This is a genomic window from Nocardia sp. BMG51109, assembly GCF_000526215.1.
Taxonomy (GTDB): Bacteria; Actinomycetota; Actinomycetes; order Mycobacteriales; family Mycobacteriaceae; genus Nocardia.
The window spans coordinates 811052-832861 of record NZ_JAFQ01000004.1; the positions used below are offsets into that span (position 1 = coordinate 811052).

At 69.7% G+C, this 21810-nt stretch carries 19 protein-coding genes, 1 tRNA gene and 1 pseudogene; 9 read left to right on the forward strand and 12 right to left on the reverse strand.

All coding sequences use genetic code 11. The features are described 5' to 3' along the window. Positions 1 to 105: 105 nt before the first annotated feature. Positions 106 to 720, reverse strand: coding sequence for a TetR/AcrR family transcriptional regulator (locus D892_RS0105175; RefSeq protein WP_024800220.1), 615 nt, complete (start codon positions 718 to 720; stop codon positions 106 to 108). 330 nt (positions 721 to 1050) lie between these two features. Between D892_RS0105175 and D892_RS0105180 the strand changes: the two genes are divergently transcribed. The 5 genes from D892_RS0105180 to D892_RS0105200 all read left to right on the forward strand — a co-directional run bounded on the left by D892_RS0105180 (position 1051) and on the right by D892_RS0105200 (position 4860). Next, positions 1051 to 1121 (forward strand) — tRNA-Gln (locus D892_RS0105180). 126 nt (positions 1122 to 1247) lie between these two features. Further along, positions 1248 to 2738: a bifunctional UDP-N-acetylglucosamine diphosphorylase/glucosamine-1-phosphate N-acetyltransferase GlmU gene (gene glmU, locus D892_RS0105185; protein ID WP_024800221.1), complete on the forward strand. Its 1491-nt coding sequence runs from the start codon at positions 1248 to 1250 to the stop codon at positions 2736 to 2738. Further along, positions 2735 to 3715 (forward strand): ribose-phosphate diphosphokinase, encoded by a 981-nt coding sequence (locus D892_RS0105190; RefSeq protein WP_024800222.1) that lies wholly within the window; start codon positions 2735 to 2737, stop codon positions 3713 to 3715. Before glmU ends, D892_RS0105190 begins: the two co-directional genes overlap by 4 nt. Positions 3716 to 3867: 152 nt before the next feature. Further along, complete coding sequence (locus D892_RS0105195) at positions 3868 to 4185, forward strand: hypothetical protein (protein ID WP_051499484.1); 318 nt, start codon at positions 3868 to 3870, stop codon at positions 4183 to 4185. Between the two features lie 33 nt (positions 4186 to 4218). Then, entirely contained in the window at positions 4219 to 4860 is a 642-nt protein-coding gene (locus D892_RS0105200) for a DUF2461 domain-containing protein (protein ID WP_024800224.1), read from the forward strand. A 158-nt stretch (positions 4861 to 5018) separates the two neighbouring features. On the opposite strand, the gene egtD is transcribed toward D892_RS0105200, so the two are convergent. From egtD to egtA, 5 genes and pseudogenes are all read right to left on the reverse strand, one after another. After that, positions 5019 to 5990, reverse strand: a complete 972-nt coding sequence (gene egtD / locus D892_RS0105205) for an L-histidine N(alpha)-methyltransferase (RefSeq protein WP_024800225.1) — start codon at positions 5988 to 5990, stop codon at positions 5019 to 5021. Continuing rightward, entirely contained in the window at positions 5987 to 6661 is a 675-nt protein-coding gene (locus D892_RS40455; RefSeq protein ID WP_232236299.1) for a class II glutamine amidotransferase, read from the reverse strand. Before D892_RS40455 ends, egtD begins: the two co-directional genes overlap by 4 nt. A 225-nt stretch (positions 6662 to 6886) precedes the next feature. Continuing rightward, positions 6887 to 7044 (reverse strand): annotated as a pseudogene (locus tag D892_RS48345) (ergothioneine biosynthesis protein EgtC); the annotation flags it as partial. Beyond that, the gene (gene egtB / locus D892_RS0105215) at positions 7044 to 8312 is read right to left on the reverse strand and encodes an ergothioneine biosynthesis protein EgtB (RefSeq protein ID WP_036568179.1); all 1269 of its coding nucleotides are present in this window, start codon (positions 8310 to 8312) and stop codon (positions 7044 to 7046) included. The pseudogene D892_RS48345 and the gene egtB, both read right to left, overlap by 1 nt. Before the next feature lie 100 nt (positions 8313 to 8412). After that, entirely contained in the window at positions 8413 to 9696 is a 1284-nt protein-coding gene (gene egtA / locus D892_RS0105220) for an ergothioneine biosynthesis glutamate--cysteine ligase EgtA (protein ID WP_024800227.1), read from the reverse strand. A gap of 276 nt (positions 9697 to 9972) precedes the next feature. On the opposite strand from egtA, the gene D892_RS0105225 reads away from it, so the two are divergent. Beyond that, positions 9973 to 11169 carry an aminotransferase class V-fold PLP-dependent enzyme gene (locus tag D892_RS0105225; protein WP_024800228.1) on the forward strand — a complete coding sequence of 399 codons (1197 nt, stop codon included), beginning with the start codon at positions 9973 to 9975 and terminating at the stop codon, positions 11167 to 11169. Positions 11170 to 11183: 14 nt separating this feature from the next. Here the strand turns inward: D892_RS0105225 and pth are convergent, their stop codons facing one another. Further along, positions 11184 to 11780 (reverse strand): aminoacyl-tRNA hydrolase, encoded by a 597-nt coding sequence (pth, locus tag D892_RS0105230; RefSeq protein WP_024800229.1) that lies wholly within the window; start codon positions 11778 to 11780, stop codon positions 11184 to 11186. A gap of 21 nt (positions 11781 to 11801) precedes the next feature. After that, complete coding sequence (locus D892_RS0105235; protein WP_024800230.1) at positions 11802 to 12401, reverse strand: 50S ribosomal protein L25/general stress protein Ctc; 600 nt, start codon at positions 12399 to 12401, stop codon at positions 11802 to 11804. Between the two features lie 422 nt (positions 12402 to 12823). Here D892_RS0105235 and D892_RS0105240 point away from each other — a divergent pair, with 422 nt between their 5' ends. Then, a complete protein-coding gene (locus D892_RS0105240; protein ID WP_024800231.1) occupies positions 12824 to 14440 on the forward strand; it encodes a peptide chain release factor 3 in 1617 nt (538 codons plus the stop codon). A 14-nt stretch (positions 14441 to 14454) separates the two neighbouring features. Here D892_RS0105240 and D892_RS0105245 read toward each other — a convergent pair whose 3' ends face one another. Continuing rightward, on the reverse strand, positions 14455 to 14985 hold the full coding sequence (locus D892_RS0105245; protein WP_024800232.1) for a nuclear transport factor 2 family protein: 531 nt from the start codon (positions 14983 to 14985) through the stop codon (positions 14455 to 14457). Positions 14986 to 15058: 73 nt separating this feature from the next. Then, complete coding sequence (locus D892_RS48350; protein WP_084160942.1) at positions 15059 to 15943, reverse strand: Abi-alpha family protein; 885 nt, start codon at positions 15941 to 15943, stop codon at positions 15059 to 15061. 174 nt (positions 15944 to 16117) lie between these two features. Here D892_RS48350 and D892_RS0105255 point away from each other — a divergent pair, with 174 nt between their 5' ends. Further along, positions 16118 to 17440, forward strand: coding sequence for a hypothetical protein (locus D892_RS0105255; protein ID WP_084160943.1), 1323 nt, complete (start codon positions 16118 to 16120; stop codon positions 17438 to 17440). Beyond that, positions 17431 to 18264: an Abi-alpha family protein gene (locus D892_RS0105260; protein WP_024800235.1), complete on the forward strand. Its 834-nt coding sequence runs from the start codon at positions 17431 to 17433 to the stop codon at positions 18262 to 18264. The genes D892_RS0105255 and D892_RS0105260 overlap by 10 nt, the downstream gene beginning before the upstream one ends. A 284-nt stretch (positions 18265 to 18548) precedes the next feature. Here the strand turns inward: D892_RS0105260 and D892_RS0105265 are convergent, their stop codons facing one another. Continuing rightward, entirely contained in the window at positions 18549 to 20351 is a 1803-nt protein-coding gene (locus tag D892_RS0105265) for an ABC-F family ATP-binding cassette domain-containing protein (protein ID WP_024800236.1), read from the reverse strand. A gap of 392 nt (positions 20352 to 20743) precedes the next feature. After that, positions 20744 to 21676 (reverse strand): 4-(cytidine 5'-diphospho)-2-C-methyl-D-erythritol kinase, encoded by a 933-nt coding sequence (locus D892_RS0105270; RefSeq protein ID WP_024800237.1) that lies wholly within the window; start codon positions 21674 to 21676, stop codon positions 20744 to 20746. Positions 21677 to 21810 lie beyond the last annotated feature (134 nt).

Below are 21810 nucleotides of genomic sequence, written 5' to 3' on the forward strand. Positions count from 1 at the left end.
GGCCCGAGTCTGTGGAATCGAGCATTCGGACCGGCCTCCTTCGCAAATTTTGGGTTAACCGTCCAGTTCTTCCCCCCGGATGCACCCGCTCGGCGCGCCGCACGCTTATGTCGCTGTCCCGCTCGGCCATTCGGAGGCCAGTTGCGGGTCCGCCTCCAGGTGCGTGAGCCCGTTCCAACACAGGTTCACCAGATGCGCCGCCACCACTTCCTTGGACGGATGACGCTCGTCCAGCCACCACGTCGCGGCGGTGGCAACCATCCCTACCAGGGCCTGCGCGTACATGGTGGCCAGGCTGATGTCGAAACCGCGCCGCTCGAAATCCCCACCGAGGATGTGCGCCACCTGATTCACCGCCTCGTTGAGCAAGCTCGAATAGGTGCCCTCCGCCGCCGAGACCGGCTGATCGCGCATCAGGATCCGGAAGCCGTCCGTGCGCTCCTCCATGTAGGTCAGCAACGCCAGTGCCACCTGTTCCAGCCGCACCCGCGAGCGGTTCTGCGTCAGCGAGGAGGTGATCATGTCGAGCAGTGTCGACATCTCCCGGTCGACGACCACCGCGTACAGCCCCTCCTTGCCGCCGAAGTGCTCGTACACAACGGGTTTGGACACCTGGGCGCGCTGCGCGATCTCCTCGATGGAGGTGGCATCGTAGCCGCGCTCGGCGAACAGCGCGCGCCCTATCTCGATCAGTTGTTGCCGCCGCTGGGTTCCGGTCATGCGGGGGCGCGAGGTTCGATTCGCTTCGTTCGATGACCTCGCGTCACTCGAAGACATCCGCCGCCTCCCTCACGGATCCTGCCCGACTTGTATCGACAACTCTCTCAGACAGCCCGCACCGCACATCCGGCACCCCCGGGGGGCATGCCGGGCCGGTCCGGCGCGAGTCTTCCGACGGGACAGCCGATCTCGCACGCGCACCGGCGACTCGCCGGACACGCCCGGATTCCGAGCGGGGAGCCTAGGTGGCTCTTTGGGCCTCGACATGCGAGGATCATTCCCGCGTGCCGTGATGTGGCGGCGGATCCGCTCGATCCGCCGGTGCGACAATCCGCCGTAGTGTAATGGCAGCACCACTGATTTTGGTTCAGTTAGTCCAGGTTCGAGTCCTGGCGGCGGAGCTCGGGGCGCAGTGACCGCGGTGGGCCGGTGCGATGCCCTATGGTCTTTCGGCAGCGCCCGCGATGACCGAGGGCCGAAGTGACCGAGCGACAGCCAACACGATGACAGGCAGCCGAGGGAGATCCATGCCACAGCAGACCGCCGTCGTCGTTCTCGCAGCCGGTGCCGGAACCCGAATGCGGTCCAAGACTCCGAAGGTGTTGCATTCGATGGCCGGCCGCAGCATGCTCGCGCACGCGTTGCATGCGGCCGACGAGATCGACCCGGCCCACCTCATCACCGTGATCGGACACGACCGGGATCAGGTCGGCGCGGCGGCGAATTCCGTTGCGGCGGAACTGGGCCGCGAGATCACCACGACGGTGCAGGAGCAACAGCTGGGGACGGGGCACGCGGTGCGGTGCGCGCTGTCGGCGCTGCCCGAGGATTTCACCGGTGATCTGGTGGTCACCTCCGCCGACGTCCCGCTGCTGGACGGCGACACCCTGTCGGCGCTGCTCGCCGAGCACCGCAGTTATCCCCAGCGGTCGGCGGTGACCGTGCTGACCTTCGCGCCCGACGACCCGAACGGCTACGGCCGCATCGTCCGCGACGCCGACGGTCATGTGCTCGAGATCGTCGAGCACGCCGACGCCACCCCCGAACAGGCCGCCATCACCGAGGTCAACTCGGGTGTCTACGTCTTCGACGCCGCGGTGCTGCGCACCATGGTCGGCAGGCTGACCACCGCCAACGCCCAGCACGAGTTGTATCTGACCGACGTGCTGAAGCTCGCCCGCGAGGGCGGGCACCCGGTGCACGGGGCGCGGCTGCTCGACGCGGCCAAGGTGACCGGCGTGAACGACCGGGTCCAGATGGCCGACGCCGCCCGCATCTTCAACCGCTACCTGCTCGAGCGCCACATGCGCGCCGGGGTCACGGTCATCGATCCGGACACCACCTGGGTGGACGCCGGCGTGCGGATCGGCCGCGATGCGGTGCTGCGGCCGGGCGTGCAGCTGCTCGGGAACACGGTGATCGGCGAGGATGCCGAGATCGGGCCCGACTCCACCCTCACCGACATGGTGGTCGGCGACGGCGCCAAGGTGGTGCGCACGCACGGCGAGCGCGCGACCATCGGCCCGGGCGCGAGCATCGGACCGTTCGCCTACCTGCGGCCGGGCACCACGGTCGGGGAATCCGGCAAGATCGGCGCCTTCGTCGAATCCAAGAACGCCACCATCGGCGCGCACTCCAAGGTGCCGCACCTGACCTACGTCGGCGACGCCACCATCGGCGAGCACAGCAACATCGGCGCGTCCAGCGTATTCGTCAACTACGACGGGGTGAACAAACACCATACGGTCGTGGGTTCCCATGTCCGCACCGGCAGTGACACGATGTTCGTAGCCCCGGTGACGGTGGGTGACGGCGCCTATACGGCAGCGGGTACTGTGCTGCGCAGAAATGTTCCGCCGGGGTCGCTGGCGATCTCCGGCGGGGTACAGCGCAATATTGAGGGCTGGGTGCAGCGGAAACGGCCTGGGACCGCTGCGGCGCAGGCGGCGGCCGACGCAATCGCGGCCGAAAACAGGGCGAATCAAGCAACCGAGCAAAAGGATGGCACCACACCGTGACCGCGTTCTCGATCGATAACCAGAAGAGCCTGATGCTGTTCTCGGGGCGCGCTCACCCCGAACTGTCCGAGCAGGTCGCCAAGGAACTCGACGTCACGATCACGCCACAGACCGCGCGCGGCTTCGCCAACGGTGAGATCTTCGTCCGCTTCGAGGAGTCGGTGCGCGGCTCGGATGCCTTTGTGATGCAAGGCTTCCCGGCCCCGCTGAACGAGTGGCTGATGGAGCATCTGATCATGCTCGACGCGCTCAAGCGCGGATCGGCCAAGCGCATCACCTCCGTGCTCCCGTTCTATCCCTACGCCCGCCAGGACAAGAAGCACCGCGGCCGCGAGCCCATCTCCGCCCGCCTGGTCGCCGATCTGCTCAAGACCGCCGGCGCCGACCGGATCATCACCGTCGACCTGCACACCGATCAGATCCAGGGCTTCTTCGACGGCCCGGTCGACCACATGCACGCGCTGGTGCAACTGTCGGAGTACGTGCGCAACAACTACAGCACCGACAACGTCACCGTCGTCTCGCCCGACGCGGGCCGGGTGAAGGTCGCGGAGAAGTGGGCCGACTCGCTGGGCGGCGCCCCGGTGGCATTCATCCACAAGACCCGCGACCCGCTGGTGCCCAACCAGGTCAAATCGCACCGCCCCGTCGGCGATGTGGACGGGCGCACCTGCATCCTGATCGACGACATGATCGACACCGGCGGCACCATCGCCGAGGCGGTGCGGGTGCTGCGCGAGGCCGGTGCCGGGGATGTCGTCATCGCCGCCACGCACGGCGTGCTGTCGGCGCCCGCGGCCGAGCGCCTGTCGGCGTGCGGCGCCCGCGAGGTCATAGTCACGAACACCCTGCCGATCACCGAGGACAAGAAGTTCCCGACGCTGACCGTGCTGTCCATCGCCCCGCTGCTGGCCCGCACGATCCGCGAGGTGTTCGAGAACGGGTCGGTCACCGGGCTGTTCAACGGTTCGGCCTAGATTCCGGGCGTGGCGCACTCGCGCCATCCCGGCGTGGCTCGGCCCGGATCCGCCGTCGTTCTCGCACCTCAGACCCGATGAGCGGTAGCGTGGGAGGTAGTTCAGCGGTGTAGTTGCCACCGAGGAACCGGCCTGCGAGAGAGGTGGGCACCATGGCCGACGAATCCGACAATCACCGGTTGATGGACGAGGTGTTCGACATGGGCGAGGACGAGCACGAGGACCTGGACTACGACCTGGGCGAGGACGATCAGGCCGACGAGGTCCGCGAATACGCGCGCTACATCGCCGATCCGCCGGACGACCTGGTGATCCGGTATCACGAGAACGAGGACACCGGTCGTCTGGGCATCGCCCGCGAACTCGGCCAGGAACAGACCCGGCGCGGCCGCCGCGACGAGCTGCGCGCCGAGGACGAGCGCTCGGCCGAGGCGGCGGCCATCGATGTCCGGGAGGAACCCGGGGACTGAGCCGGGGCGGCGCCACGCGATAGGTTCGACGGCATGAGCGAGTTCGCGGGGTTCCCGTTCGCGGGACTGGACTTCTACGAGGATCTCGAGGCCGACAATTCGAAGGCGTTCTGGACGGCCAACAAGCACGTCTACGAGCGGGCCGTGCGGGAACCGATGGCCGCGCTGGTCGCCGAGCTGGAGGCCGACTTCGGCCCGGCCAAGATCTTCCGTCCCCATCGCGACGTGCGCTTCTCCAAGAACAAGGTGCCCTACAAGAATCACCAGGGCGCGATCGTCCACACCGCCCAGGGGTCCGGGTGGTACGTGCAGATCGGTGCGCCCGGGCTGTTCGTAGCCGGCGGCATGTACGCCGGCTCGCCGGACCAGCTCGCGCGCCTGCGCGGCACGATCGACGACGACGTGCGCGGCGCCGAACTGGAGACGATCCTCGCCACCGTGCAGCGAGCGGGCTACACCCTCGGCGGCGACAAGCTGAAGACCCGCCCCAAGGGCTACCCCGCCGACCACCCGCGCATCGAGTTGCTGCGACACAAGTCGCTGGTGGTCAGCAAGGAGTTCGGCGCACCCGACTGGCTGGAGACACCGCACGCCGCCAAGGAGATCCGCAAGTCGTGGGAGGCCATGCGGCCCATGGTCGAGTGGGTGGGGGCAGTCGTCGGCGGTGAGGGGTAGGCCGCCGTCGGCTCTGGGCCGAAATCCCTCGGAACTGGCTGGGCCACAGTGGATCACGGCAAGAAGCATGCCGGATGACGTAAGAACCGCGCGTACGCCGACAGACCCACCGGATGCACCCCAGATGGCGACCGGTAGCCCCCGGGACGAAGATCGGTTCAGCGACGTTCGGCCAGGACCAGGGCGAAACGACTCTGTGGGTCGGTCCAGACGTGCTCGACTCCGAAGCCCGCGGTGTCCAGTTCGGCGGTGAGGCCCTCGATGCGGAACTTGGCGGAGATCTCCGTGCGCATCTGCTCGCCCTCGTCGAAATGCACGGTGAGGTCGAGGTCGGCGACGGTCGCCGTCAGTTCCCGAGTGGCCTCGAGGCGCATCTCGATCCACTCGTTGTCCGGATCCCACAGCGCCACATGGCGGAAGAGTTCCGGATCGAAGTCGGCGCGCAACCGGGAGTTCAAGACATACAGCACATTCCGGTTGAACTCGGCGGTGACGCCGGCGGCGTCGTCGTAGGCGGGGACCAGCACGGACGGGTCGATCACCAGCCCCCCGCCGAGCAGCAGCTGCTCGCCCGGTTCCAGCACCTCCTGGATTCCTGCGAGGAACTCGGCGCGCTCGGACGGGATCAGGTTGCCGATCGTGCCGCCCAGGAAGGCGACCATGCGGCGGCCGCCGCGCGGCAGGTTCTGCAGGGTGTCGGTGAAATCGGAGACGACCCCGTGCACGGCCAGGCCCGGGAACTCCGCGGCGACCTGCGCAGCGGCGTCCCGTAGCGCCGACACCGAGACATCCTGCGGGACATAGGTTTTCAACGGCCCCTCGGCGCTCAGCGCGTTCAGCAGCAGCCTGGTCTTGGCGGCCGATCCCGCGCCGAGCTCGACCAGCACCTCGGCCTGCGCGATCCGGGCGATCTCGCCGACGACGTCGTCGAGCAGGGCGCGCTCGGTCCGCGTCGGGTAGTACTCCGGCAGTTCGGTGATCGCCTCGAACAGCCGGCTGCCCCGCGCGTCGTAGAACCACTTGGGCGGCAACGTCTTCGGTGTCGAGGTGAGGCCGAGCCGGGCATCCGACCGCAGCCCCGCGGTGAGGTCGTCGTCGGTCAGGTGGATCTCCAGCGTCGGTTCGGTCATGAACGCGCCCTTTCGGATTCGTCGGATACGAGGGAGACGACGGACAGGTGCCCGGGCCGCGCGGTCACCAGTTGCCCGTCCGCGACGGCCTGCCAGCGCGGATCGTCGTCATAGGGTTCGGAGGCCAGCACCGCGACGTCGTCGGTGACCAGCACCGACAGCGAGTGGTACACGGTAGTGGCCCACAGGGTTTCGCCGTCGCCGAGCAAGAGGTTGAGCCGGGCGCGAGGTGCGCGCGCGAGCACGGCGGAACCGAGTCGGCGCAGGGCGACCGCGGGGTCGGTCGGCGACAGACCGGTTTGCCCATCACCGGATCGGCCGGTGGGGCCGGCCGTGTCGAGCAGGCTGCGCAGGATCACCCACAGCGTGGCGGAATCCGTGTGCGCCTCGGCGTCCAGGAGTTCGGCCGTACCGAGTTCGGTGGCGACGGCGGTCAGCACCCGGCGCCAGTCCTGAACTACGCCGTTGTGACTGAAGGCCCAGCGGCCGTCGGTGAACGGCGCGCAGGCCGCGCGCTCGACGGGCATGCCGACGGTCGCGGAACGCACGGCAGCCAGCACCGCCGTCGACCGCAGCTGCGGCAGCACCTCGTCGACGGCCGGATCGGTCCAGATCGGCGCGGGACTGCGATATCGGCTGGCCACCAGCTCGATCGGGGCGCGGCCATCGATCCGGCCCGCCGTGCGGGCTTCGCCGCGGGACACCGGGGACCGCACGTCCGCCGGGACCCGCCCTTCCACTGGGGTCTGCCCCTCCGCCGGCGGCCACACGCCGGCCGGGGCGTCCCGGCCGCCGACGACCGCACGTCTATCGGCGCCTGCCTCTCCGACGGGGGCGGCACGGCCGATCCCTCGGCGGCGTGCAGACCGTTGCCGCCGGGCGCCGATATCACCGCGGGAACCCACCAGGCGGCCCCGAACCCGTCGGCGTTGATCGTGCCGCCGCCCCGCATCTCCCGCGGCGCCCATGCCTGCGAACGCAGGGAATGCTCACCGCGGGTGAGTATTTCGCCGACCCGGACGGGTGGGCCGAGGTAGCCGAGATGCCGGCACATCAGCGCTCGTCCGGCCGCAGATCGCGGGCCAGGCGGAAGCCGACGAAGATCTGGCGGCGGATCGGGTGGTCCCAGTTGCGGAAGGTGCCGCGGCAGGCGACCGGATCGGTGCCGAAGGAGCCGCCGCGCAGCATCTTGTAGTCGCCGCCGAAGAACACCTCCGAATACTCGCGATACGGGAACGCCTCGAATCCCGGATAGGCCTCGAACCCCGACGACGTCCACTCCCACACGTCACCGATCAGCTGATGCACGCCCAGCGGCGACGCGCCCGCGGGATAGGCGCCCACGTCGGCAGGCTCCAGATGCCGCTGGCCGAGATTCGCCGTCTCCTCGGCGGGATCGGCATCGCCCCACGGGTAGCGGCGGCTGCGCCCGGTGGCCGGATCGAACCGGGCCGCCTTCTCCCATTCGGCCTCGGTCGGCAGCCGCTTGCCGGCCCAGGTGGCGAACGCCTCCGCCTCGAACCAGCACACGTGCACCACCGGCTGCTGCGGGCGGATCGGCTCCACTGTCCCGAAAGACCGCCGCCACCAGCGGTTTTCGCTATCGCGCTGCCAGAACTGCGGCGCCGTCAGATCGGCCTCGCGACGATGCGCCCAGCCGCGCTCGGACCACAGCTCCGGCCGCTGATAGCCACCGTCCTCGATGAACCGCTGGTACTGCGCGTTGGTCACCGGGGCGGCATCGATGGCGAATCCGGGAACGTGCACCCGGTGCGCGGGGCGCTCGTTGTCCAGCGCCCAGGGATCCTCCGAGGTGCCCATCGTGAATTCGCCCGCGGGAACGACGATCTCGTCGGCCACCGCCGACCGCGCGGGCGGCGTGGGGGTCGCCGCCAGCACCGGCTCGCCCGCCCGCAGCTGGTGGGTGGCGAGCATCGTCTCGTCGTGCTGCTGCTCGTGCTGGGCGATCATGCCGAACGCGAATCCGCCGTCGACCAGCCGCGCGCCCCGCAACGCGCTGCTCGACAACACATCCCACACCTTCAGCCGCACGGTGCCGACGTACCCGCGGGCCTCGTCGGGATTCAGCAGCGGCAGCGCGGGCCGGTCGGCCCGCGGATGCCGGAAGGCGTCGTAGAGATGGTCGATATCGGCGCGCACCGGCTCGCGGCCACCGACATCGCGGACCAGCCACAGCTCCTCCTGGTTGCCGATATGCGCCAGGTCCCATACCAGCGGGCTCATCAGCGGCGAATGCTGCGCCACCAGCTCCGGCTCGTCGACGCAGCCGGTCAGCGCCGCGGTCCGGGCCCGTGCCCGCATCAGAATCTCGGCGATCTGCTCGCGCAGCCGCTCGGTGTCGGCGCGATCGGTCCCGGTGAGTTGAACAGTCATGAGAGAGCTCCGAATTCGTCGGGCGGCATCATTGTCCGGCCGCCGGGCCGTCGCCGTCGGCGGTCCGGCCGGTGGGCGTGCGGCCGCTGCGACATCGCTGCGCGGCCTCGTGCAGTTCGGCGGCGGCCTCGGGGGTGACCGCGTGCGCGGCGGCCAGCCTCAGCAGATCGACCGCGACGGAACGGATCTGTGGATCGGCCAGGCCGCAGCGGGCCGCCTCCAGCCACTGATCGGCGACCGGGGCGGCCACCTCGGTCGCCTCGGCGACGACCGCCGGTGCCGACATCAGCGCCTCCAGCGCGTGTATCGGCACGCTCCATGTCTTCTCCGGCTGCGCGTCCAGGTAGCGCACCTCCAGATGTCCCGCAGCACGCACCGGCGGGAACATCGTGCTCAGGTGATAATCCAGATCCGCCGTTTCCGGACGGCGCCCGATCTCGTCGTCCAGGGCGCCGCACAGCCAGTCGGCGAAGGTTGCGCCGGGCGGGGCGGCCCAGTCGCCGGGTCCGTCGGTCCGCACGCACAGCAGCGGAACGTCCAGAACCCAGCGGCTGTATTCGGCCACCGGATCCGACCACTGCCGCACCGACGGGCGGGTGCGCGAATGATCGAGCCGCAGCCAGGCCCGCATCCGCTGCGAGGCCCACGCACCGGCCGGGGCGCCGTGCAGATCCGGGGAGCAGGCGAAGGCGGCCACCAGGGCGGGCCCCATGCTGTACAGCGCAGTCCAGCGGGCCGACACCTCGGCCCGGTCGGCACCCGCGTCGAGGCTCACCTGCGTGGCGGCGGTATTGCACATCATCAGCCTGCCGAACGGGCCGATCCCGTCGAAACAGCGCTCCATCGCCTGATAGCGCGGCAGTTGCAGCACGCGGGCCGGGGAGCGGGCGGCGTCGGCGGCGGCGGAGACGAGCCGAATGGACCGGGTGAGCAGCAGCTTCTCCAGCAGATGCTTATCCGCGCGAAGGCGCTCACAGAGTTCGGCCGCGGCCCCGAACGGGGCGCTGGACAATTCGATCTGACCACCGGGTTCGAGGGTGACCCGGCTGCCCCCGGGCAGCGGCAGGGCCGGCGATTCGGGGGCGACGGACCGTGGCGCATAGGGTCCGAGAGCGTCCACGAGCGGCGGTAGCTCGGGACGCGCGCCCGGCGCCGACGACCCACCCTGCCCGGTGAGCCACTCGAGTTCGGCGCCGATCAGCGCCGGGGGGCCTTGTTTGAAGCAGACGCCGCCGACATACGCCTCGGCGGCGGCCCGGGAAGATAACTCGGCGCCCGCACCGATCGGGGCCCGTACCGCTGTCATTGCCATACCAACCCTCCGCTCTGCGACGGCCGAACATTCGGCCCGCCGCAGCCGTGCCGCCGATAGCCGTGCGACGGAGGGGCAAGCGCCACCTTCCGCCGACTCGCCCCAGAGTAGCCGGGGACACCGACAAGAAATCTGAAAAAATGATGACGACCGCCCGACAACCGTCCTCTACCAGGATGAACCCGATACCGGTCCGGGACGGTCGTCCCGGTTCCGGGACGGCGGAGCACCCGTCATCCGGTCACGGGATTCCCGTGGTCTTCTATCGTCGGTGAGGTGCTGGATCAGATTCGCCTCCGTGCCGACATCGCCGCCTACGCCGACACCTCCCGTCCCTCGCCGGTGTTCCTCGACAGCGCCGGTTCGTCGCTGCCGCCCCGCATCGTGCTGGACACGATGGCCGGCCACCTCCGCCGGGAGGCCGAGGTCGGCGGCTACCGGGCGGCCGGCGAACGGCTCGACGACCTGGCGGCGGTGAAATCCGCGATCGGCGCCCTGATCAACGCCGATCCGGCGGGAATCGCCCTGAGCGACAGCGCAAGCCGGTCCTGGGCCGACTTCTTCTACGCCGTCCCGCTGTCCCCCGGCGACCGGATCCTGCTGTCGGGTGCGGACTACGCCAGCAACGCCGTCGCGGCCCTGCAGCGCGCCCGGGCCACCGGTGCCACGGTCGAGCCGATCCCCAGCGACCCGACCGGGCAGATCGATCTCGACGCCCTGGCCGACCTGGTCGACGAGCGGGTGCGGCTGGTGTCGCTGCTGCACGCGCCCACCAACGGCGGCCTGGTCAATCCCGTCGCCGAGGCCACGGCGATCGCGCATCGCGCGGGCGCCCTGGTGCTGCTGGACGCCTGCCAGTCGACAGGCCAGCTCCCGATCGACGTCGCGGCGTTCGGCGTGGACGCACTGTCGGCGACCGGCCGGAAATGGCTGCGCGGTCCGCGCGGCACCGGATTCCTCTATGTGCGACCGGAACTGGCCGCGACCATGGAACCGTCACACCTCGATCTGCACAGCGCCGCCTGGACCGGGCCGCAGGAGTATCGCCTGGCGGCCGGCGCCACCCGGTTCGAATTCTGGGAGCACGACGTCGCCGCCCGGCTGGGTCTCGGGGCGGCCGTGCGCTATCTGCTCGATCTGGGCCCCGGCAGTGTCTACGCCGCCATCGCGGACCATGCCGGATACCTGCGTAAGACGCTGCCGCAGATCGCCGGTGTCACGGTGCGCGATCTCGGCACCCGGCACAGCGGCATCGTCTCGTTCACCGTCGACGGCGTGCCTCCGCCCGAGGTCCGCGATCGCCTGCGCGAGCACGACATCACCGTCACCGTCAGCCACCGCGGCTCGACCCTGCTCGACATGTCGGCACGCGACCTGGACGCGGTGGTCCGCGCCTCACCGCACTGCTTCGTCACCACGGCAGAACTCGACCGCTTCCTCGACGCCGTCGAGGCGATCAGCGCCGGACGCTAGCGCCGGACGCCGGCTCAGTGCACGTGGTTCTGTGCCGTTTCCAGGCCGGCCTTCAACAGCAGCTCGACGGCGTCGGCGGCCTGTTCGACCAGGACCGGGACCTCCTTGCGCTCCACCGACGAGAACGGCTTCAGCACATAGTCCGCCGGATCCTGGCGGCCGGGAGGCCGGCCGATGCCGAACCGCACCCGCACATAGTCCTTGGTGGTCAGTGCGCTGGACACCGACCGTAGCCCGTTGTGCCCGCCCTCGCCGCCACCGCGCTTGAGCCGGAGGGTGCCGAACGGCAGATCCAGCTCGTCGTGCACGACGATCACCTCGGCCGGCGGTACCGAGAAGAACCGTGCCAGGGCGGCGACCGGCCGCCCCGACACGTTCATATAGCTGCGCGGCTTGGCGATCAGCACCTTGCGCCCGTCGAGCCGGGCCTCCAGCAGGTCGGCGCCGGACTTCTTGTGCACGGTGAAACGCCCGCCGACCCGCCCCGCCAGCACATCGGCGACGAGGAAACCGACATTGTGCCGGGTGCGCTCGTATTCGGTGCCCGGATTGCCCAGGCCGACGACGAGCACGGGCTCCGACCGCTCCGGGCGGACGTTCGACTCGGTCATCGATACCGTTGCGCGGCGGCGTTATTCGCCCGCGCCCTCGGCCTCACCCTCGACCTCGGCCTCGGTCTCCTCGGCCGTCGGCGCGTTGATGATGTTGACCACCAGCTGCTCGGGATCGCCCGCCAGGGTCACGCCCTTCGGCAGCGTGATCTCACCGGCGGTGATCTGGGTGCCGGCCTCGATGTTCTCGACGGAGACCTCGATCTGCTCGGGCAGGTTCAGCGCGTCGGCCTCGATGGACAGCGAGGTCGCCTCCTGGGTGACCAGGGTGCCCGGACCGGCCTCGCCGGACAGCGTGACGTGCACGTCGGCGACGACCTTCTCACCGCGCTTGACGGTCAGCAGGTCGGCGTGCTCGATGTAGCGACGGATCGGGTGCACGACAACGGATTTGGTCAGCGCGAGCTGCTTCTTGCCCTCGATCTCGAGGTTGATCACCGCATTGGTGCCGTGCTGGCGCAGGATGGCGGCGAAGGCCTGTGCGTCGACCGAGACGTGCTTCGGCGCCTCGCCGTGGCCGTACAGCACAGCGGGCACGTTGCCGGCCCGGCGGGTGCGGCGCGCGGCGCCCTTGCCGAACTCGGTGCGTACGGTGGCTTCGAGAAGGCTGACATCGGACATGACTGATGAACTCCTACGGCTCTCCGGGCGGTCTGCATCACTGGCCAGGGGCTGGTTCCTGGCTAGGGGGTCTGCTCGTCGGGCGACGACCGAACGAGGACGGCCGGAAGCCGGGCCACGTCGATCACGGTGTGCACAAGTGCCTCACCCTCGCCGAGACAACCTGAAGAGAGTAGCACGCGCACAGGTGGCCCCCGACACCGGCACCCCTGCTCACCGAGGCCGTGATCGGTCGGGCCGCCCGGCGGACAGCGGCAGTGTATCGGCCGGCACTCCTCGGCGCAGTATTGCTCGGCTCGGCGCAGTATTGCTCGGCCCGCCGGGACCACACCGGCGCAACCGAGCAGGGCGCGACGGACCCGCCGGGCCTCGTTCGAGTACTCTGGAGCGGTTGCCGATCCCGCCTACGAGGAGCTCCCGCCTTGAACTCTCCCACTGCCAGCGCGACCGCGCCCGGGTTGGCCGAGGAGGTGGCACGGCGGCGCACATTCGCGGTGATCTCGCACCCCGACGCCGGTAAATCCACGCTCACCGAGGCCCTGGCGCTGCACGCCAAGGTGATCGCCGAGGCCGGCGCGATCCACGGCAAGGCCGGCCGCCGGTCCACCGTCTCGGACTGGATGGAGATGGAGAAGGCGCGCGGCATCTCGGTGAGTTCGACCGCGCTGCAGTTCGAGTACGGCGGCTGCGTGATCAACCTGGTCGACACCCCCGGCCACTCGGACTTCTCCGAGGACACCTACCGCGTGCTGACCGCCGTCGACGCCGCGGTCATGCTCATCGACGCCGCCAAGGGCCTGGAGCCGCAGACGCTGAAGCTGTTCCAGGTGTGCCGCCACCGCGGCATCCCGGTCATCACCGTGATCAACAAATGGGACCGCCCGGGCCGCGCCCCGCTCGAGCTGCTCGACGAGATCAGCGAGCGCATCGGCCTGACGCCCACTCCGCTGTACCTGCCGGTCGGCATCGCCGGCGACTTCCGCGGCCTGCTGCGCCGTGGCGCCGACGGCGAGGCCACCGAATACGTCCACTTCGTCCGCACGGCCGGCGGCGCCACCATCGCGCCGGAGGAGACCTTCACCCCGGAGCAGGCGGCCGAACGCGAATCCGAGGTGTGGACGACGGCGGCCGAGGAGAGCGAACTGCTGTCGGCCACCGGTCAGGACCACGACCAGGAGCTGTTCCTGGCGGGCCAGACCTCGCCGGTCATCTACGCCTCGGCGATGCTGAACTTCGGGGTGCGCCAGCTGCTGGACGCCCTGGTGGCCCTGGCGCCCGCGCCCGGCCCGCGCGACGACGTCGACGGCCACCCGCGCGATCCGCGGGAATCCTTCAGCGCCGTGGTCTTCAAGGTGCAGGCCGGAATGGACAGCGCGCACCGCGATCGGCTGGCGTTCATGCGCATCGTGTCCGGCGAGTTCGAGCGCGGGATGGTGGTCACGCACGCCCAGACCGGTAAGCCCTTCGCCACCAAGTACGCGCTGACCGTCTTCGGCCGCGAGCGGGCCACCGTCGACACGGCCTATCCGGGCGATGTGGTCGGCCTGGTGAACGCGACCGCGCTCGCCCCGGGCCACACCCTGTTCACGGGGAGGAAGGTGCAGTTTCCGCCGATCCCGTCGTTCGCCCCCGAACACTTCGCCGCCCTGCGCGCCCGCAGCGCCGGTAAGTACAAGCAGTTCCGCAAGGCCATCGACCAGCTGGATTCCGAGGGCGTCGTGCAGGTGCTGCGCAACGACACCCGCGGCGACGCCTCGCCGGTGCTGGCCGCGGTGGGGCCCATGCAGTTCGAGGTGGTCACCGCCCGCATGCAAGGCGAATACACCGTCGAGACCCAGCTCGACAATCTGCCCTATCAGCTGGCCCGCCGCACCGACGCCGCGTCCGCGCCGGAACTGGACCGCCAGCGCGGCGTGGAGGTCTTCACCCGCACCGACGGCGCGATCCTCGCGCTGTTCAGCGACAAGTGGCGGCTGCAGTACATCAGCAAGGAAATGCCCGAGCTGACCCTCGAGCCCCTGGTGGCCACCGCGGATTAGGGCGGATCAGGCCGCTACCCCATCGTCTCGGCGGAGTCCGGGGGCGGCGGGGTGTTCTCCGGCCCGGGCGCCATGCCGGGTTCGCGGGCGAGCAGGCCCCAGCGGTTGGAGGTCATCCGCAGGCTGGGCAGGTCGGACAGCGACAGCACGACCTCGTAGGTGCGTTCGTAGCCGGTGTGGGTGATCCGCCACTGCCCGTCGTCGCACCTCTGGTAGCGGTCGTGGTAGAAGGCCGCGCCGCGCAGCAGCATGTTGTGGCCGGGGATGAGGACGGTGTCGGCCAGATACCAGGTGCCGGTCGCGGTATCGCCCTCGACGTCGATCTCCGGGTGGTCACAGCGATGTTCGGTGATCACGTGCGGGCCGAGCGTATTGCGCATGAACGCCAGGAACGCGTCACGCGATTCGAACTGCAGATACTCGCTGTAAGTCGCCGTCGCCTCGGGAATCATGGTGTCGGCGAAATCATCCCAGGACTTGGTGTCGAGTGCCCGCAGGTACCGGAACTTCAGCCGGCTGATCGCGGAGACGGCGTCGGAATCCATAACTCCACAATCCCACCCGAAAGGGCGATTCTTCGCGTATCGGCAAATCTGTATCGGATTGCTATCGGACGCGTTACGAGCCGTTGATGGAGAAGCAGGTGTGGCAGAAGTCCTCACCGAACTCGGTCAATCGCAGGCTCTTTCGCACGATCTTCGGCACCCGCCCGGCCCGCTTGAGCGCCGTCTCCACCACCGGCTGCACCTCGAGCACCATGTAGCGGCTCAGCACCACCGGATCGTCGGAGCTCAGCAGCAGTCCGAGCCGGTTCAGGTTGATCAGGTACAGCCGGGCCCGGTCCGGGTAGCGCACGCCGGCCTGCTCCGGTACCGAGGTCAGATCGCCGGACACCAGCTCCGACCCGATGCCCAGCGGGCGGTTGGTGCGCACGTCGACCGACGGCTGCGGGCCGTTGAGGGCCATGAACCGCAGGATGCGGGCCTCGTCGGGGGCGAGCTGGTCGAGGATGCGGTCGTAGGCCGGATGCACGTCCTCGGTGAAGTACACATCCGCCGACCGGGCCAGCAGCGCATCGCCGCGGCGGCGCAGGTCGTCCAGGGTGGACGACCGGACGTAGCCGCCCGGGATGACGTGCTGCTGCGGCGGCGGATGACCGTTCGTCGTCGGGACGTAACTGACGATCTCGCGCACCGACCCCTCGGTGACGCCGAGGATGTTGCGGGCCACCGACTGCAGGGCCGCACCGGCCCGCTCGGCGATATCGGCGGAGGACTCGCCGCTGAGTGCGGCCTGGGTGATCTCCCTGGTGACCTCGTACGTGGTGCCGACCGCCCACTGCCCGCTGCGGACCGCGGTGCCGGCGGCCAGGCCGGCGGCACGGAAGACACCGCGAATCAGCCGGGCCTCGTTGCTGATCTGCCGCTGCTCCACATCCGAGCTGCGTTCCACGGCGCGGGAACCGGGTCGGACCACATTCCGGCCGGTCCTGTCGTCTGCCACGTTTTACTCCGATGATTTCGCTGGATGAGCGGGCGTTGGTTCACATTATTGCCGCTGCGGTGGTGATCGTCATTTTTTCTGAATCCACAGTAAGGTCCACCCCGCCGACGGGGTACGTTGAGGTGCCGGTGAGGCGGCGATCGCCGGTTGTGTGGGGTCTGCAGGAGGGTGCCCGTGCTAGACAGTATTTTCGGGATACACCCGACCATCCTGGCGGAATTGATCACGATACCCCTGTTCACCGGCATCATCGGTTACATCACCAACTGGACCGGCGTCCTGATGCTGTTCAAGCCGGTGTACTTCCACGGTGTGCGGGTGCCCGGCCTGCGGTGGCTGTTTCCCTACCTGCCCAAGCGAATTCAGGTGCTGCCGCTGTTGCAGTACGACGGCCGGGCCGGCTGGCAGGGCATCGTGCCCTCGCGCGCGGACAAGATGGCCTCGATCGCCGTCGACAAGGGGCTGTCCAAGCTCGGCAGCGTCGCCGACTTCTATCGCGAGCTGGAACCCGACGCGCTCGCCGAACATCTCGCCGCCATCGCCGACGAGCAGATCCGCGACATCGTCGAGGAGATCGCGGTGCGCGAGCATCCGCAGCTCTGGTACAACCTGCCCGCCCAGCTGCGCGAGGTGGTGCACCAGCGGGTGCGCCAGCAGCTGCCCGACATCCTGCGGGAGCTGACGCAGGAGCTGGGCAGCAATATCGAGCAGCTGCTCGACGTCAAGTCGATGGTCATCCGCTATTTCCAGTCCCGGCCGCAGCTGCTGAACATGGTGTTCCAGGTGCTGGGCGCCAAGGAGCTGCGGTTCATGCAGAACTTCGGCCTCTACTTCGGCGCACCGATGGGCCTGGTGCTGGTCGCCGTCCTGCATCTGACGCACTGGCCGGCGCTGGCGGTGCTGCCGCTGGGCGGGGTGGTCATCGGCTGGGTGGTGAACTGGGTCGGCATCAATCTGATCTTCGTACCCGCGTATCCCAAGTGGTGGTGCCCGTGGCGGCAGGGGCTGCTGATCAAGCGTCAGCCCGAGATCACGCACGGGTACGCGGATCTGGTGGCCAGCCAGGTCATCACCGTCTCGAATGTCGGGGACGAGCTGCTCAACGGACCGCGGTCGGATCGCACCATGCAGGTGCTCGAGGAGACCCTGCGCCCGGCCACGGACCGGGCGCTGGGCCCGGCGCGCGGCGCGCTGAAGTTCATGATCGGCAGTCGCGACTACGAGACCCTGCAGACCCGATTCGCCGACGCCGGTAAGAGTCTCGCGCCGGCCGCGTTCGCCGATCCGGCGTTCAACGCGCAGCAGAGCAAGAACGTCAGCCAGTACATCGCCAAACAGATGGCGGCGCTGCCGCCGGAGGACTTCGTGGAGATGCTGCGGTCGGCCATCAAACAGGACGAATGGCTCTTGTTTTTACACGGCGGCGTGTTGGGTCTGTTCGCCGGTTACGCTCATCTCCTGATCTTCGGAACGGAGATAGCGACGCGATGGGTGTGAACGAACCGGAATACCACGAAAGTTCCGACCGCTCCACGGAACTCGTGGCACGACCGCCGGGCGAACTGGTGAAAACCGATGCCGCACGGTGGTATTCGCCCGTGCGCACCGCGACGGGTGTTGCGCGGGTGGCACTCTCGGCGGTGACGGAGGCCACCGCGTGGGGCGTGGGCACCGCCGCCGGAGTGGCCGACACCGTGGTGCGCGGCAGTATGGCCGGGCGGCCGCCGCGGGACGTGTTGTCGGAAGCCGGTGAGCAGGTGCGGGGTTCGGTGCGGCGGGCACTCGGCATTCCTCCGTCCGGCGAGCGCCCCGAGCACGGGCCGACGCCGAACCTGCGCGAGCGCGGCGCCGAACTGCTGCGGCTGTCGGCCGCCGTGCAGCCCGACGAGACCGAACATCCGGCCTTCGCGCGCATGCTGTCCGAGCTGGCCCCGGACGAGGCGCGCATCCTGCGGTTCCTGTACCTCGACGGGGCGCAGCCCGCGCTGGACATCCGCACCGGGCGGCCGCTGAGTTCGGGCGCGCAGCGGATCGAGCCGGGGCTCAACATGATCGGCGAGGACGCCGCGGTGGGCGTTCCCGAGCGGGTCGGCTCCTACCTCACCAACCTGCGGCGGCTGGGCCTGATCGAGTCGACGCGCGATCCGCTCGACAATCCCGCCCGCTATCAACTGCTGGAGTCCCAGCCCGAGGTCCGCCGCCTGCTGAAGCGAACGGGTTTCGGCACCAAGATCTTCTACCGCAGCATCGCCCTCACCGGCTTCGGCACCGAATTCGTCCGCACCTGTCTCCCGGTTCCACCGCTGGACGAGGCGCTGTGATCCGACCTGCTGCCGACATCGCGGCACCACCGCGGGCAGCGTCATTCCGGCAGCGGCAGGCCGTCTTCCGGCCCACAACACCTCGCCACCCGGCCCACAACACACCTCGTCATTCCGGCAGGCTTTCGGCCGGAATCCGCACCTACCTCCGCGGTGGATCCCGGCCGAAAGCGCGTCGGGATGACGAGGGATTAGAGCCACCGGGATGACGAGAGGCTAAAGCCACCGGGATGACGAGGGGGCCAGAGCCGCCGGGCTGATGGGAGGGCCAGAGCCGCCGGTTACTACCCGACCTCCTCGGCCAGCTCGAGCCACCGTTCCTCGGTCGTCTCCTTTTCCGCCTGTACCTGTTTCAGCTCGGCGGTGAGGGTGCTCAGTTTGTCGGGGTCGGTAGCCGACTCGGCCAAGGCGGCATGCAGCTTGTCTTCCCGGTCGGTGAGCTTCTCCAAGGCGCGCTCCAGGCGGCCGAACTCCTTACGCGCGGCGCGGTGGGCGGCCGCATCCGTCACGGGGGCAGCCGAATTCGGCGCGCCGCCGGACGCCGCCGGCTTGCGGGTGGTCTCGCCGGACGCGGCCCGCCTGCGTAGGTACTCCTCGATCCCGCCCGGCAGGTTGGTCAGCGTGCCGTCGCCGAACAGTGCCCAGGTGGAGTCGCAGATGCGCTCGATCAGGTAGCGGTCGTGGCTGATCACCACCAGCGTGCCGGGCCAGCCGTCGAGCAGGTCCTCGAGCTGCTGCAGGGTGTCGATGTCCAGGTCGTTGGTGGGCTCGTCGAGCAGCAGCACGTTCGGCTCGGCCATCAGGATGCGGGTCAGCTGCAGGCGGCGGCGCTCGCCGCCGGACAGGTCGCCGACCGGGGTGCGCTGCTTGGCGGGCGTGAAACCGAGCCGCTCGGCGAGCTGGCCCGCGGTGATCTCGCGGTCGCCCAGCATGGTTCGCTCGGCCACCTCGGAAACCGCCTCCAGCACCCGCATATTCGTGGGCAGATCGTCGAGTTCCTGGCGCAGCCAGCCGATCCGGACGGTCTGGCCCTGAATCCGCTTGCCGGTCGACGGTTCCGCATCGCCCGCCAGCGCGCGCAGCAGCGTGGTCTTGCCGGAGCCGTTCACACCGACCAGGCCGACGCGCTCGCCGGGCGCCAGCCGCCAGGTGAGATCGCGCACCAGCTCGCGCCCGTCGGGGGTGGCGAGGGTGGCGTCCTCGAGCTCGATCACCACGCGCCCCAGCCGCTTTCGCGCGAAGGACGCCAGCTGCACGGTGTCGCGCGGCTGCGGCACGTCGGCGATCAGCGCCTCGGCCGCCTCCACCCGGTAGCGCGGTTTGGAGGTGCGCGCCTGCGGTCCGCGGCGCAGCCAGGCGAGTTCCTTGCGGGCCAGATTGCGGCGGCGGGCCTCGGCGGCGTCGGCCTGGCGGGACCGCTCGGCGCGGGCGAAGATCCAGTCGTTGTAGCCGCCCTCGTAGCTTTCCACCGCGCCGCCCACCACTTCCCAGGTGCGGGTGGCGACGGTGTCGAGGAACCAGCGATCGTGCGTCACCACCACCAGCGCGCTGCGGCGGGCCAGCAGATGTTCGGCCAGCCACTGCACGCCCTCGACGTCCAAGTGGTTGGTGGGCTCGTCGAGCACCAGCAGATCGAGTTCGCGCACCAGGGCCGCGGCCAGGGCCACGCGGCGGCGCTCGCCGCCGGACAGGTTCGCGACCGGAGTCTCCATCCCCAGACCGGCGATGCCGATGCCCTCCAGCACGCCGCGGATGCGTGGATCGGCTGCCCATTCGTGTTCGGCGACACCATCGGTGGGCGCGTCGTCCGCCAGCCCGGCCAGGACGACCTCGCCCACCGTGGCGCCTTCGGGCAGCACGCCGCGCTGGGTAACGACGGCCAGTCGCAGTCCCCCACGGCGGCTCACGCGGCCTCGGTCGGGCTCCTCGACACCGGTCAGCACCTCGAGCAGCGTGGTCTTGCCGCCGCCGTTGAGACCCACGACCCCGATCCGCTCACCCTCCTGCACCCCGAGGGAGACGTCGTCCAGCAACGGCCTGATACCGAAACTCTTGTGGACCTGTTCGAGATTGATCAGGTTGACCATGAATCCTTCTGCGCTGATGTCGGCGATTACCGCATGCCAGCGTACCGATCGGCTGGAACGCTCCCGCCGAGCAGGCACGGCTCGCCGCGCCGGACATGGTGCGGAGGGGCGGACACGGTGCGGACGCCAGGCGTGACGCGGGATACGGGCGTGACGCGGGACATCGGACATGACGCGAGACGCCGGGCCGGTACGGGTGCCGGACGCGGTGCGCGGGACCTCGGACATGACGCACAGAACGTCGGACGCGGTGCGGAACGTCGGACGCGGTGCGGAACGTCGGACACGGTGCGGGACGCCGGACACGGCGCGGGACGCCGGACACGGCGCGGGACGCCGGACACGGCGCGGGACGCCGGACACGGCGCAAGACGCCGACAGTGGTGCGGGGGTCAGGCGTGGTGCGGAGGGTCACCGACCACGCGGGCGCCCGGGACCGGCCCGGCGGCGGTGCGGACGCTGCGGCTGACACCCGCGCCGGACAGCTCGGCGGCGACCGACACGGCGGCCTCCGCGCTCTCGCACAGGAAGGCGCACGTGGGCCCCGAGCCCGAGACGATTCCGGCGAGGGCGCCCGCCGTCACGCCGGCGCGCAGCGTGCGGCGCAGCTCCGGTTTCAGCGACAGCGCCGCGGCCTGCAGATCGTTACCCAGCAACGGGGCCAGCAGCCGCGGTTCGCCGGAGGCCAGCGCCTGTAGCAGTTGCTGCGGCTCGCCCAGTCGCGGTGGATCGCCCTGCTCGCGCAGGCGGTCCAGTTCCCCGTACACCCCCGGCGTGGACAGTCCGCCCTTGGCCAGCGCCAGCACCCAGTGAAAGCTGCTGCGGGACAACACCGGTAGCAGTTTCTCGCCGCGACCCCGGCCCAGCGCCGTGCCGCCGGCCAGGGCGAAGGGCACATCGCTGCCGAGTTCGGCGGCCACCGCCGCCAGCTCGTCGCGCGACAGGCCCAGATCCCACAGCTCGTTCAGCCCGACCAGCGACGCCGCCGCGTCGGCACTGCCGCCGGCCATTCCGCCCGCGACCGGGATGCCCTTGCGGATCGAGATCTCCACCAGCGGCGCCCGGCCGGCCAGATGTGCCAGCCGCACCGCGGCCTTCGACACGAGATTCGTCCGGTCGGTCGGCACCTCCGCGGCGCCCTCGCCGCTCACCCGTACCGTCAGCGAGGCAGCGGGCGCGATCTCCACATCGTCACTCAGCGACAGCGCCTGGAATACCGTGGTGAGCTCGTGGTACCCATCGGCACGCGGATCACCCACCCCGAGGTGCAGATTCACCTTCGACGGGGCCCGCACGACCACGGGACTGGGCACAACGGAAAGCACGAGCCCCAAGCGTAATGCGCAGGGCCGACACATGCTGGCGCGGCGGCCACCCGGCTCGGCCCGGCGCCCCGGATCGCTTGCGTCAGGTACCCAAGGGGGGTACCTTGATCAATCAAGGGATACCCCCTCACCGT

Bases quoted from the DNA above. Each gene is read 5' to 3' on its own strand.
- D892_RS0105175 (WP_024800220.1), bottom strand. From the start codon at position 720: ATGACCGGAACCCAGCGGCGGCAACAACTGATCGAGATAGGGCGCGCG.
- glmU (WP_024800221.1), top strand. From the start codon at position 1,248: ATGCCACAGCAGACCGCCGTCGTCGTTCTCGCAGCCGGTGCCGGAACC.
- D892_RS0105195 (WP_051499484.1), top strand. From the start codon at position 3,868: ATGGCCGACGAATCCGACAATCACCGGTTGATGGACGAGGTGTTCGAC.
- D892_RS0105200 (WP_024800224.1), top strand. From the start codon at position 4,219: ATGAGCGAGTTCGCGGGGTTCCCGTTCGCGGGACTGGACTTCTACGAG.
- egtD (WP_024800225.1), bottom strand. From the start codon at position 5,990: ATGACCGAACCGACGCTGGAGATCCACCTGACCGACGACGACCTCACC.
- egtB (WP_036568179.1), bottom strand. From the start codon at position 8,312: ATGCGGGCACGGGCCCGGACCGCGGCGCTGACCGGCTGCGTCGACGAG.
- egtA (WP_024800227.1), bottom strand. From the start codon at position 9,696: ATGGCAATGACAGCGGTACGGGCCCCGATCGGTGCGGGCGCCGAGTTA.
- pth (WP_024800229.1), bottom strand. From the start codon at position 11,780: ATGACCGAGTCGAACGTCCGCCCGGAGCGGTCGGAGCCCGTGCTCGTC.
- D892_RS0105235 (WP_024800230.1), bottom strand. From the start codon at position 12,401: ATGTCCGATGTCAGCCTTCTCGAAGCCACCGTACGCACCGAGTTCGGC.
- D892_RS0105245 (WP_024800232.1), bottom strand. From the start codon at position 14,985: ATGGATTCCGACGCCGTCTCCGCGATCAGCCGGCTGAAGTTCCGGTAC.
- D892_RS0105260 (WP_024800235.1), top strand. From the start codon at position 17,431: ATGGGTGTGAACGAACCGGAATACCACGAAAGTTCCGACCGCTCCACG.
- D892_RS0105265 (WP_024800236.1), bottom strand. From the start codon at position 20,351: ATGGTCAACCTGATCAATCTCGAACAGGTCCACAAGAGTTTCGGTATC.